General features: G+C 59.0%; 12 protein-coding genes. 3 read left to right on the forward strand and 9 right to left on the reverse strand.

What is annotated here, in order from left to right; genetic code table 11:
- The first annotated feature begins 10 nt into the window (after positions 1 to 10).
- Together ACR3FB_RS13405 and ACR3FB_RS13410 are read left to right on the forward strand one after the other, a co-directional pair.
- Positions 11 to 1,174, forward strand: a complete 1,164-nt coding sequence (locus ACR3FB_RS13405; RefSeq protein WP_480565747.1) for a lytic murein transglycosylase — start codon at positions 11 to 13, stop codon at positions 1,172 to 1,174.
- A gap of 130 nt (positions 1,175 to 1,304) precedes the next feature.
- Complete coding sequence (locus ACR3FB_RS13410; protein WP_170380471.1) at positions 1,305 to 1,790, forward strand: LysM peptidoglycan-binding domain-containing protein; 486 nt, start codon at positions 1,305 to 1,307, stop codon at positions 1,788 to 1,790.
- A 24-nt stretch (positions 1,791 to 1,814) separates the two neighbouring features.
- Here ACR3FB_RS13410 and ACR3FB_RS13415 read toward each other — a convergent pair whose 3' ends face one another.
- The 4 genes from ACR3FB_RS13415 to ACR3FB_RS13430 form a co-directional block, all read right to left on the reverse strand.
- Complete coding sequence (locus tag ACR3FB_RS13415; RefSeq protein ID WP_480565749.1) at positions 1,815 to 2,171, reverse strand: hypothetical protein; 357 nt, start codon at positions 2,169 to 2,171, stop codon at positions 1,815 to 1,817.
- 55 nt (positions 2,172 to 2,226) lie between these two features.
- Positions 2,227 to 5,682 (reverse strand): chromosome segregation SMC family protein, encoded by a 3,456-nt coding sequence (locus ACR3FB_RS13420; RefSeq protein ID WP_480565751.1) that lies wholly within the window; start codon positions 5,680 to 5,682, stop codon positions 2,227 to 2,229.
- Between the two features lie 141 nt (positions 5,683 to 5,823).
- A complete protein-coding gene (locus ACR3FB_RS13425; RefSeq protein ID WP_480565753.1) occupies positions 5,824 to 6,219 on the reverse strand; it encodes a hypothetical protein in 396 nt (131 codons plus the stop codon).
- A 35-nt stretch (positions 6,220 to 6,254) separates the two neighbouring features.
- Entirely contained in the window at positions 6,255 to 7,463 is a 1,209-nt protein-coding gene (locus ACR3FB_RS13430; RefSeq protein WP_170681292.1) for an aminotransferase-like domain-containing protein, read from the reverse strand.
- Positions 7,464 to 7,613: 150 nt separating this feature from the next.
- On the opposite strand from ACR3FB_RS13430, the gene ACR3FB_RS13435 reads away from it, so the two are divergent.
- Positions 7,614 to 8,384 carry a FadR/GntR family transcriptional regulator gene (locus ACR3FB_RS13435; protein WP_425085614.1) on the forward strand — a complete coding sequence of 257 codons (771 nt, stop codon included), beginning with the start codon at positions 7,614 to 7,616 and terminating at the stop codon, positions 8,382 to 8,384.
- A 117-nt stretch (positions 8,385 to 8,501) separates the two neighbouring features.
- Here the strand turns inward: ACR3FB_RS13435 and ACR3FB_RS13440 are convergent, their stop codons facing one another.
- The 5 genes from ACR3FB_RS13440 to ACR3FB_RS13460 form a co-directional block, all read right to left on the reverse strand.
- The gene (locus ACR3FB_RS13440) at positions 8,502 to 9,365 is read right to left on the reverse strand and encodes a glycosyltransferase family 2 protein (RefSeq protein WP_425085613.1); all 864 of its coding nucleotides are present in this window, start codon (positions 9,363 to 9,365) and stop codon (positions 8,502 to 8,504) included.
- A gap of 105 nt (positions 9,366 to 9,470) precedes the next feature.
- Complete coding sequence (locus ACR3FB_RS13445) at positions 9,471 to 10,727, reverse strand: glycosyltransferase (protein ID WP_480565754.1); 1,257 nt, start codon at positions 10,725 to 10,727, stop codon at positions 9,471 to 9,473.
- Positions 10,728 to 11,001: 274 nt separating this feature from the next.
- On the reverse strand, positions 11,002 to 11,562 hold the full coding sequence (locus tag ACR3FB_RS13450) for a F0F1 ATP synthase subunit B (RefSeq protein ID WP_425085611.1): 561 nt from the start codon (positions 11,560 to 11,562) through the stop codon (positions 11,002 to 11,004).
- Between the two features lie 5 nt (positions 11,563 to 11,567).
- Complete coding sequence (locus ACR3FB_RS13455; RefSeq protein WP_170681299.1) at positions 11,568 to 12,119, reverse strand: F0F1 ATP synthase subunit B'; 552 nt, start codon at positions 12,117 to 12,119, stop codon at positions 11,568 to 11,570.
- 86 nt (positions 12,120 to 12,205) lie between these two features.
- Complete coding sequence (locus ACR3FB_RS13460; RefSeq protein WP_005981269.1) at positions 12,206 to 12,430, reverse strand: F0F1 ATP synthase subunit C; 225 nt, start codon at positions 12,428 to 12,430, stop codon at positions 12,206 to 12,208.
- Positions 12,431 to 12,454 lie beyond the last annotated feature (24 nt).

A 12,454-nucleotide genomic window follows, 5' to 3' on the forward strand; every position in this document is an offset into this window, starting at 1 on the left:
AGGACGCCCCATGCGCTTTCTGTCCAGCCTCTTCGCCGCCGCCCTGATGACCTCGCCCGCCTTTGCGCAATGCGGCGGAGGATTTAATTCCTTCGTCAAAGGGCTGAAGGCCGAGGCCGTCCAACAGGGGTTCGACAAACCGACCGTCAACGCCTTCTTCAAGGGCGTCCAACAGGACAATGCGGTTCTGAGAGCCGACCGCGCGCAGGGTGTATTCCAGAAACCGTTCATCGACTTTTCACGCCGCCTGATCTCGGCCAACCGGATCGACCGGGGCAAGGCCATGTCCCAGAAATACGACGCGGTCTTCGACCGGATCGAGAGCGAATATGGTATCTCACGCGGGGTCCTGCTGGCCTTCTGGGCGTTCGAGACGGACTACGGCGCGTTTCAGGGCGATTTCAACACCCGCAACGCGCTGGTCACGCTGGCCCATGACTGCCGCCGCCCCGAGCTGTTCCGACCCCAAATCTTCGCCGCGCTGGAGCTGTACAGTCAGGGCAATTTCGACCCCGCCCGCACGACTGGCGCCTGGGCCGGAGAAATCGGAATGGTCCAGATGCTGCCCCGCGATATTCTGGAAAACGGCGTGGACGGAGATGGGGACGGCAAGGTCTCGCTGAAAACCTCGGCCGCGGATGCGCTGATGTCAGGCGGCAAGATGTTGTCCCATCTGGGTTGGCAACCGGGCCAACCCTGGCTGCAAGAGGTGACAGTACCCGCGCAAATGGATTGGTCTCTGTCAGGGCCGGGCAAACCGCGTTCCGTCTCTGACTGGCAAGCGATGGGTCTTCAGGCCCGCAGCGGTTCGTTGGCCAACCTGCCTGCCTCACTGATCCTGCCGCAGGGCCACAAGGGGCCGGCCTTTCTGGCCTACCCGAATTTCGACGTCTATTTCGAATGGAACCAAAGCTTTGTCTACGTCTTGACCGCCGCCTATTTCGGAACACGGCTAGAGGGTGCGCAAATTTACAACGCGGGCAATCCCGAGACGGGTCTGAACGGTGCGCAGATGAAGCAGTTGCAGAGCAAGCTGCAGGAGCGTGGCTATGACGTGGGCAAAATCGACGGGATTCTTGGGGCTGGCACCCGAGCAGCAGTGCAGGCCGAGCAGAAACGATTGGGGCTGCCTGCGGACGCCTGGCCTACGCCTGACCTACTAAACAGACTTTAGAATGCCCGCGCCCCTGCTGATTGAACAGAACGTCAGCCGAGGCGCGTGATGGGCTATTTTCCACCGGTCTGATTTTGTGCGGGAACCTGTTCGGGGTATGATTCCCTATCCATTGCGAAGGAGTTCATTGATGAATATTGAAATACTTCAGCCCCAACCCTTCGACATCGTCGGCCAGACAATCATGATCGCAGGCAACGCCGTTGGCTTTGAAGGACACCTCTCCATCTCGGTCACAGAAGGTCATGTGGAATTCAATGGAGCCGCGACGGCTGGGGCAATTGCGCTTCGCCAATTTCAGGCCACGCTGGATGTCCCTGACAATCCGAATTTCCAACTCGACCGTCTGATCCTGACGGTCAAGGATGACAGCGCCGGTGGTGAGGGCGGGATTCCGACCGTCCATGTCCCGATCTTTTACGGTCCGCGCATTCTGCCGGGATATGTCGGGTATCGGAACTACACCGTCGCGCCCGGAGATACGCTGACGGCGATCTCTGTATCGCAATACGGCAACGCCGGGCAGGTGTCGGTGATCCAACGGGCAAACGCGCATTTTATCAGCGACCCGAATGTGATCTTCCCCGGTCAGGAGTTGAGGATTCCGATCGTCTGATCGCGCGTGAGTAGCGGCAGACAGCTATTGCGCTTCGGGTCTAACTGGATACCGATCGCCCTTTTGATCGATCAGAATCAACCGATCGCCGCTGCGCACATAGAGGTCACACCGGCTGAAACCGTTGCGATAGGCGACACAAACGCTGCCATCCTCGGCAATGGAATAGGTTCCAAAGGCGGATTCTCCGCTGGCGTAGGTGTAGGAATAGGCCCCTCCAGCCGAGTATTTTGACTGACCGTCGTCAAAAAAGGTCAAGGTTCGGCCTGCCAAACTGTTCAGCTCTTCAGAGGTCAAAGGCACGTCTCCGGGCTTTACGGCCCATTCGGCGGCAGAAAGCGGGGTGGCGGAGAGCAGGGCAAGCAGGAAGAAACGTATCATACCGCCACCCTAGCCCGATGCGTCGTGAAACAGGCATAACGTTGCGGTGAGGGGGTCAGGCGACCATCTGCTCGGCTTTTTTCAGATCGACCGAGACCAGTTGGCTGACGCCCTGCTCCTGCATGGTGACGCCGAATAGCCGGTCCATCCGCGCCATGGTTACTGCGTGGTGGGTGATGATCAGGAACCGTGTGTCGGTCTGGCGGCACATCTCGTCCAGCAGGTCACAGAACCGGGTGACGTTGGCATCGTCCAGCGGCGCGTCGACCTCGTCCAGCACGCAGATCGGGGCCGGATTGGCGAGGAAGACGCCAAAGATCAGCGCGGTCGCGGTCAGAGTCTGCTCCCCACCCGAGAGCAGGCTAAGGGTCGAGAGCTTCTTGCCTGGCGGCTGACACATGATCTCAAGGCCCGCATCCAGCGGATCGTCGCTTTCGACCATGACCAGATTGGCCTCGCCACCGCCAAACAGGTGTTTGAACAGCATGGCGAAGTTCGAATTCACCTGTTCAAACGCGGTCAGAAGACGCTCACGCCCTTCGCGGTTGAGACTGGCGATGCCGCTACGCAGTGCCTTGATCGCCTCTTCCAGATCGGCCTTTTCACTGTTCAGAGTATCGAACTCTTCCTGTACTTCCTTGCTGTCTTCTTCGGCGCGCAGGTTCACCGCGCCCATCGCGTCGCGTTGACGTTTGTGACGGTTGACCTCGGCCTCGAGCGCATCAGCGGCGGGCATCTGATCCGGGTTCACGTCCAACTGGTTCAGCAACTGGTTCGGGGTCAGCTGCTGATCTTCGGCAATCCGCTCGGCCGCTGCTGTGACGCTTTCCTTCGCCGCATCACAGCGCGCCTCAGCTGCCGCACGGGTTTCACGCGCCTCCGAGGCCAAACGTTCCGCATCTCGCTCGGCCATGACAACCTCGCGCTGCTGGGTTTCGGCCTCGGCAAGCTTTTCGACGGCCTCAGCCCGGCGGGCTTCGGCGGCTTCGATCATCTCGTTCAGCTCTTCCCGTGCCTCGGCGATCTCGGCGGGCGCAGCCATGGCCTCGGAGAGTTCCTCCTCGGACCCCTCCTTTCGGTCGGCAAGTTCGGAAATCCGCTTTTCGGCGGTCTCCAACCGGTGCTTCCACCCGCTGAGGTCTTTCGTCACCTCCTGGCTGCGACGTGTCCGAGCCTCACCTTCGCGGCGCAACTCATCATGGGTCGAGCGGTGGGTCAGCATGGTGATCCGCGCGGCTTCGACCGTTTGCTTGATGTCTTCGACCTGCGCGCGGGCACTGTCGAGGTCGCCCAGTTCGGTCAGCGCGGCTTCGGCCTCACGCAATTGCGCACGGGCGGACATGGCGTCGTCCTTGTGGCGATCCACGGACAAGGTCAGAGTTTCCAGCTTGCCCTGCGCCAGATTGCGATCCGCTTCGGCGCGCGACAGGGCGCGGGCGGTTTCGGCCATGCGCTGATCGGCAGCGCGTCGAGCCTCACGCGCGCGGCGGTCGGCTTCTGTGACATCGGCCAATTGCTGGGACAGGGCCTCGTGCGCAGCGCGGGCCCCTTCGGCCTGCGCCTCGGTGCGCGCGAGTTCCTGTTTCAAAGCTTCCAGCTTGTTCAACTGCTCCAACCGCAAGGCGGCTGCGCTGGGTGCATCTTCGGCCCAGGCGCGGAACCCGTCCCAGCGCCACAGATCGCCGGATCGCGACACCAGCCGCTGACCCGGTTTCAAGGACGTCTGCAACCGCGCGCCAAGCTCAGCGTCAACCAAGCCGATCTGCGCGATCCGGCGGCTGAGGCGATCCGGCCCCGAGACATGCAGCGCCAAAGGTTCGGCCCCTTCTGGCAGAGGCTGGTCCGCGTCATACCCCGCGACCTGAACCCAACCTGATGGCCCATCGCCCTCAACCAATGGCGCGCGCAGATCATCGGCCAAAGCCGCGCCCAGAGCCTTTTCAAAGCCCGGCGCGACGCGCAGCAGGTCCAGCACCTGCCCGCCTTCGGCGGTGTCCCGTTCGACCAGCTTGGCCAGTGCGGTAGTTTCGGCCCGAATGGCCCCCAACTCTCCCTCGGCCTCGGACCGTTGGGCCCGGGCCTCAGCTTCGCGCGCCTGCGTCTCGGTCCGCATCTCATCAGCGGCAGCCAGCGCTTCCTCGGCCGCTTCGGCAGCTTCCCGGGCCTCTTCTTCACCTTCTTGCGCCGCTTCAAAAGCGTCATCCGCGCGCGTCAGGGCAGACTTGGCTTCGTCCACCGCCAGCCGCGCTTTCTCCTCTTCGCCTTCGGACCGGGCCAGAGTCTTGCGGCTGTCCTCAACCAATCGCTGCGCAGACTGGTGGCGCGCGACCAGGCGGGCCATATCCTCGGTCTGTTGAGACAGGTGGTCTTCGCGTTCCTGCAGGATCGAGGCCGCTTCGCGCGCCACCTCGGCTGCTTCGGCGACTTTCTCGTCATGACCTTCCGCAGCCTTGATCAGCTCGCGGGCTTCCCATTCCAGGCGCTCGATCATTTCGCCTGCATCGCGGTTCAGGCCCGTCTCGCGTTCGATATCGTTGCCGAGTTGTTGAATGCGGTTGGTCAGCGTTTCAATGGTCTGGCGCGCGCGAGTTTCCTGATCCGAGAGCTGATCGCGCTGCACTTGTTGGCGTTGCAGGACGGCGGCGGCGATGGCCTCTTCTTCGCGTAGGGGAGGCAAGGTTTCCTCGATCTCCGCGCGTTTGGCAGCGGCTTCGCGGGCGGCGGCCTCCGCGCGTGAGGCTTCGGTGATCCGGTCGCGCAGCTTGTCTTCGGCAACCTGGCGGGCGATATCGGCCTCTTTCCAGCGCCGATAGAGCAGCATACCCTCGGCCTGCCGCAACTGTTCTCCAATCTCGCGGTAGCGCGCCGCCTGACGGGCCTGACGCGCCAATTGCGCAAGTTGGCCGCCCAACTGTTCCAGCACATCATCGACACGGGTTAGGTTGGCCTCGGTGCCCTTCAGCTTCAACTCGGCCTCATGCCGTCGCTGGTAGAGGCCCGAGATCCCGGCAGCCTCTTCCAGAATGCGGCGTCGGGCGCGGGGTTTGGCGTTGATCAGCTCGGCAATGCGGTTCTGCCCGACAAGCGCTGGCGAGTGCGCCCCGGTCGAAGCATCCGCGAACAGCATCTGCACATCGCGGGCGCGCACGTCCTTACCGTTGGTCTTGTAGGCGCTGCCGACATCGCGGGTGATGCGGCGGATGATCTCCAACTGGTCGCTGTCATTGAAGCCCGAAGGCGCCAAACGCTCCGAGTTGTCCATGGTCAGGACCACTTCGGCAAAGTTGCGCGCGGGCCGCGTAGCCGCCCCAGCGAAGATCACATCCTCCATCGCGCCACCGCGCATGGATTTGGGACGGTTTTCGCCCATCACCCAGCGCAGAGCCTCAAGAAGGTTGGATTTGCCGCAACCATTGGGACCCACTACACCGGTCAACCCATCTGCAATGATCAGATCGGTCGGATCCACAAAGCTTTTGAAGCCGGTCAGTTTGAGTTTGCTAAAGCGCAAAGGCGGCCTGTCCCATGATTCCTAATACAAGGAAGTCTGCGCAACGGATTGGGGCCGAGTCAACGGATATGCGCAGGATATGGGCAATGGACCCGAGTTATCCACAACATCTTGGCAGTTTCACGCGCAATGCGACGCGTGCTAGTAGGGCGTACACTCAAAAACCTGATAGCCGGATTCCCCGGAATAACCATAGTTGACGCATTCATAAGACCGCAAAAGCAGCGCACCAAAGATCAGCTTTTCCCCAAGTTCCTGATCACAGCCCAACACGCCCACCGTCACCGCCGCATCCCCCTGCACATCCATCAACGGACAGCCCGAGACCTGCGCCATAGCCAGCGCCGCCCGGTCGCGAACCGGCCCCAAGCGCGGCGCGTATTGAGAGTTCACCCTCACCGCCTCGACCAATGGGCCGCGCACACGCACGTCAAAGACACTGCCATTCACCGCAACCCGCGTTGCAGGCATATCGCGGAAATGAGGCGAGCCACCCGAACAGGCAGCCAGCAGCAGGATAGGAAGTAAGCGCATCATGCTGCCGTTCTAACGGCGATATGGTTAACGAAGCCTTACTGACCGCCAGCACGCAGCACCTGCCCAAGGCGCCGAATGCCCTCGCGGATGGTGTCCTCATCGGAGTTTGAGAAACTCAGCCGAAGGGTGTTTTCACCACTGCCATCCGGGAAAAACGCCTGACCGGGAACAAAGGCCACTTTGACCGTGTCCAGAGCTCGGGCCAAAAGCGCAGCGCCGCTGGTCCCGGCGGGCAGCGTCAGCCACACGAACATCCCACCCTCGGGTTTGGTCCAGGAGACACCGTCGGGCATATGGGCCTGCAACGCCGTCAACATGGCATCGCGGCGCGCGCGATAGGTCTGCCTCACTTTTGGGATATGGCTTTCGAAACAGGCCTGCGCCACCTGATGCACAGCCATCTGGTTGATCGTGGCCGAATGGAGATCCGCCGCCTGCTTCATCAGAACCAGCTGCGAGATGATAGGTTTGGCCGCCACAACCCAACCAACCCGCAACCCCGGCGACAGGGTTTTCGAGAAGCTGCCGCAATAGATCGTCCGACAGCCCTCAATCGACCCCTTCCGCGCTTGCTCCAGCGCCAGAATCGGAGGGATTGGCGCACCGTCATAGCGCAGCGCCTGATAGGCCCCATCTTCGATAACCACGCAGTCCAGATCCTCGGCCAGATCCAGCAGTGCCTCGCGCCCACGCAGATCGACAGTTTCACCCGTGGGATTGGAAAAGTCCGGCGAGAGATACGCGAATTTGACCCGTCCCTCGCCTGCGGCCTTTCGATATTCCTCGGCCCCTTGATTGCCGGGAATGCTGAGCTGGTCGAAACGCGGCTCATAGGCATTGAACGCGGAGATTGCACCCAGATAGGTCGGCCAGCCGACCAAGGCGGTATCGCCGGGAGACAAGAACAGCTTGCCCAAATAGTCCAGCGCCTGCTGCGAGCCCGAAGTGATCAGGATGTTGTCCATGTCACACGCGACTCCGATTGAGGCCATATGGTCGACCAACCATTCGCGCAGCGGAGCATATCCTTCGCTCACCGAATATTGCAGCGCTTGCGCCTGCCGGTCCGGACCAAGAGCTGCCTGAAAGGCCTGCGCAAACGCGTCCGCCGGAAACAGGGCAGGATCGGGGATACCACCGGCGAATGAGATGATATCCGGCTGATCCAGGAGTTTAAGCAACTCCCTGATCTCGGATGCCTTCATGTTCTGCGTCCGAGTGGCGAATAGCGGATGTGTGGTCATTGGGCTCCTCCGATCTCAATGCGCGCAGCCTATGCAGACACTAAGTAAAGTCAATAATGCTGACCTAATGTTTCACACGATGTGAAGCCCCTGTTCTTGAACCCGCACGCGCCCTGTGGTCATATGTTTTGACCAATTTCGGACGACCCTATGCCCTTTCAGAAAATTCAAACTGAGAAGCTATCGATTGCTGTGGTTCGGCAGATTGAGCTGCTGATCCTGCGTGGCATCCTGCGCCCCGGCGAGAGATTGCCGTCAGAACGAGAACTGGCCGAGCGGATGGGAGTCTCGCGCCCGTCCCTGCGCGACGCCATCGCCGAATTGCAGGAGCAAGGCTTGCTGACCGCAAAAGCCGGGTCAGGGATCTACGTGGCCGAGGTGTTAGGATCTGCCTTTTCGCCAGCGCTGATCCGATTGTTTGGCAGCCATGAAGAAGCGGTGTTCGACTACCTCTCTTTCCGCCGCGACCTCGAGGGGCTGGCCGCCGAGCGTGCCGCGCGTCTGGGATCGACAAGTGATCTGAAGGTCGTTCAGGCGATCTTTGACCGGATGGAGGCCGCCCATGACCGCAACGCCACCCAAGATGAGGCGCAACTGGACGCGGACTTCCACATGGCCATCATCGAGGCCAGCCACAATGTGATCATGCTCCATATGATGCGTTCGATGTATGACCTGCTACGTCAGGGCGTGTTCTACAACCGCCAAATGATGTTCCAGCAACGCGCAACTCGCGAAGCCATCCTCGACCAGCACAGGGCGATTAACGCGGCGTTACAGGCGCGCAACCCTGCCGAAGCGCGTTTGGCGGTGGAACTGCATTTGGATTTCGTCGAGCGCTGTATGAAGGATCAGCAAAAGGCGGAACGGAACGAGACCATTGCGCAGCAACGCCTGAAAAAGGAAACACATCCCAACTAGAACGTTGCATGTATTGCCTGGCTCGTCCGGCTACGCGAATGTCTCCAGATTACTGGAGGAAAGTCAGAGTAGCGGTTTCTCGCGTCTACGCCGAAACGCTCTGGGCCCGGAATTCGTTCATTCTGTACCCCTCACGCGCGACAAGCCCGCCTTGATCTTAATAAGTTGCAGCCACTTCATCGGCTTCGGATCAACTTCGCGCAGCTTGGGGAACAACATTTCCGCTTCTTTCTGACCGCGCAGTTTCAAGGGTTTGTCAAGAATCTGAGCAACCACCTCGGAACAAGACGTGATATTGCCACGTTCGTTCTCGATCACTCTAAGCATCTCAGTATGGTAGTCGTCGATCGCTTCGGATCTTTGCCCCTTCCGGAACCGGAATGCACCGATCTGCGCGTGTACCGGAATGAGCTTGGAAAGGCGTGAGAAGCGCAACCACAACTCGCCATCTACGGCCAGTTTCAAGTCTTCGTTCAGACCTTTTCCAGCATTGTCCCACAGGCTCTTGCGCCAGAATGTCGATTCCTGTTGCACCCATTGGTAGTCGCCGGCCAGCAACCGCTCATAGGTTGTTGGCCGTGGACGATGATCACGAAGCAATCGACCGTTTTCATCTATACTCGTGATTTTGCCGGTCACCCAATCAATATCCGGTCGCGACGCGAAAAGCGACCCGACTAGGGCCAGTCCTCCTGGTCGAAGAATATCGTCGGAATTTATCCAACCCATGACATCGCCAGATGCCACGGCAAAGCCTTTGTTCACGGCGTTGGCCTGACCTGTATCCGGACCGGAAATAATGTGCGCAAATTTTTCGGAATAGCGCCGAGCGATCTCAAGCGAGCCATCCGTGCTTCCGCCGTCTGACAGAATGAGTTCCAGGTTTGGATAAGACTGCTCCAATACGGATTTAATAGTGTCCTCGATGAACTCAGCACAATTCAGATTGGGTATGACCAGGCTTATCTTGGGAAGTGGCATGTCCAGTCTCGTTTCTTCGCGTTTTTCCAATTTCTCCGCTATGCGCCAACTTTGGTTGAGTTACCCGAGTTCAAAGCGGTCCTCTCACGTTATACCATCGACAGATCATGAGTGATGCACCGGCATCTCATATTCACGCCATATTTTTTCGTAAACGGCACGATATTGTTCGGCAACCACATGCGGTGCGAAATTTGCCTCCACATGCGCCCTGAGTTTTAACTTGCGTTCATGCACCCTCTCAGTCTCTCGGTTGTTGAGTATCTCAGCAATGCCGCGCGCCAGATCGTCTTCGTCAAAAGGGCGTGCCAGATAGCCAAGCTGGGAATTCGGAACAAGGTCAGGCAATCCACCCACATTGAATGCCACAACAGGGACGCCACTGCACATTGCCTCCATGCCGGTGTATCCAAGCACTTCACACCGAGAGGGTAGAACAAATACGTCCGCCGCCGAATAAATTCGGTTCAAAAGGCGCTTGTCATCTATACGCCCCGTAAAATGAACAGGATACGGGAATTCAGCATCGATCTTGTCGCTGCCAAACACGACGGCCTGAACATCGTGTATTTCGGCATGTACCTGTTTCATGGCCGATACAAGATGCGAAAAACCCTTGTTGGGGTCATCGGTTGCACGAACCGCCCCGAACAGGACTAAAGGTACGTCTCGCGGCAAAGACAGTTCACGGCGGGCCTGTTCTTTATCGAACGGCTGCCAGAAATCAGTATCAATTGGGTTGGGAATGACCGAGACGGGCCAATCACGCATCAACGCACTTTGCTGTACACATTCGGCTAGCCAATGGCTTGGACAGACAATTTGAAACGGGCGCTTCCAATGTTTCGCTTTGCGCTCCCAAACCCATCTGTTCAGATCAAAGCCACGCGTCCCATCAGAGCTGTATCCATTTCGCCACCCGTCCAACTCACTGGTATGTTCAGCTCCAGAGAACGCCCACATATCGTGTAGTGTCCAAACAACCGGCTGAGTCAATGCTCCGATTTCAGCGATGGACAGAAAATCAAAGTTGACCCAATGCAGATTGACAATATGCGGAGGCTGGCGGTTCAGATTTTCCCCCAAACCAGACGAAGTGTAGCCGAGCGACGAAAGGCCGTTGACTTGTTTGGCAGCGTAAGTCTTGTTCAGGTGCTTTGACCACTTTCGCTGTAGATAGCGCCGCCAGGTTTTCCGAGGCAACACGGTTGAAATCTCGTTTTCATCAGTTTCATTTGAAACTGTCATCCGCGATGCCATACCTGATGCAAGCAACGCAGTATGCAAACGATAGGCCGCAGTGGCGGCCCCCCCGCCGGAGGTGCTGTGGCTGACGTGGTTTACACTAAAATCACCCATCATGACATAAGAAACTTCCTGAAAGAGTTCAAATTCTGCTCTAAAATCTCTGACGCCGCAAATGAACGACCGAGACCTCAAGCCTCTAGGTGTGGAAAACCCTCAATGCAACCTTTGATGAGGGCAGAGCCTAAGAGCTGAAGCGACGCGGCCGGCGACTGAACGCAATAACACCAGCGCTTTATCCACGAAAGTCCGCCAAAAGAAAAAAGATGCCCGCCTGTCTTACAACGGGCGAGCATCAGAATCTTCTCAATGGCAGCACGACAAAACTGCCTTAGTGCAGCTTTGTGCCTACATCTGCGATCGACGCGTCGATCAACTTGTTGGCCTGCGCCGCAGTCATCTGTTTCGCCAGAACCGCGCTGGCTGCAGATACCGCAACCGAGATCGCTTGATCACGAACTTCCTTCACGGCCGAAGCTTCAGCCGAAGCGATCTGATCCTGCGCGGCCGCCAAACGGCGTGCGATGGATTTTTCCAGGTCGACCTTGGCCTGTTCCGCTGCCAGAGCCGCATCGTCCTTGGCCGCAGCCACGATGGCATCTGCCTGCGTCTGCACTTCACGCTGCTTACGCTCATACGAGGCCAGCAGGCTGCGGGCTTCTTCATGCAGGGCTCGGGCTTCGTCGAGTTCCGACTTGATGCCCTCGGCCCGGTTGTCCAGGGCGCCACCGATCATGCCGGGGACCTTGAAGTAAAACAGAACCGCGATGAAGACGATGAAGCCCAGAAGGACGACAAAGTCGGTGTTGCCAAGCGAGAAGAACGGGCCTTTGGCCGCCAATGCGGGGCTGGCCGCGCCGAAGGTCAGGATAAGGGCAAGAGTGTTCCGCATGTCACTTATCCTTTCATCTGCGCGTCAACGGCACCGTCGATGGCTTTGGCATCTGCCTCGCCGCCCAGTGCAGTCACCAGTTCAGCCGCCGTATCTTTGGCAACCACTTGAATGCTTTCCAACGCACCGGCACGGATGTCGGCAATTGCCTTCTCCGATTCAGCCGCCTTTGCAGCGATTTCCGCATCCGCTTTGGCAATCGCGTCATCCAGACCAGACTGGATTTCGGCGCGGGCTTCCGCTGCGATACGCTGTGCCTCAGAACGGGCATCGGCCAGCGCCTTGTTATAGGCCTCTTCGGCCTCGACCGCCTTGGCCTTCAGATCTTCGGCCGCAGCCAGGTCATTTGTAATGGTCCCCTGACGTTCAGCCAGGATTGCCGCGATGCGGGGCAGAGCCACGCGAGACAGGACCAGAAAGATGACGACCAGCGTAATGACCAGCCAGAAAATCTGGTTGGGGAACCAATCGAAGCAGAGCTGCGGCATCCCGATGGCAGAGCCATAGGAGTCGACGCACGAGCCAGCTACCTCTTTAGTAATGGGTTCAGTCGCCATGATATCCTCCGTCGGAAACTTGTCTTTACAACAGGTGGGCCGCTATGGCTTGGGCCCACCTGCGCGTAAGGATCAGGTTCCGCAGATTATACGGCGAACATCAGCAGCAGCGAGACCAGGAATGCGAAGATCCCCAGGGCTTCTGCGAACGCGATACCGATGAAGAGGGTTGCGGTCTGCGAAGCAGCCGCCGAAGGGTTGCGCAGAGCGCCGGCCAGGAAGTTGCCTGCTACGTTGCCCACCCCGATTGCGGCTGCGCCGGAACCGATTGCTGCCAGGCCTGCGCCGATGTGTGCGAGATCGCCTTCCATGATGTATCTCCTTACGAATTGGAA

The sequence above is a fragment of the Ruegeria sp. AO1 genome (genome assembly GCF_056535985.1).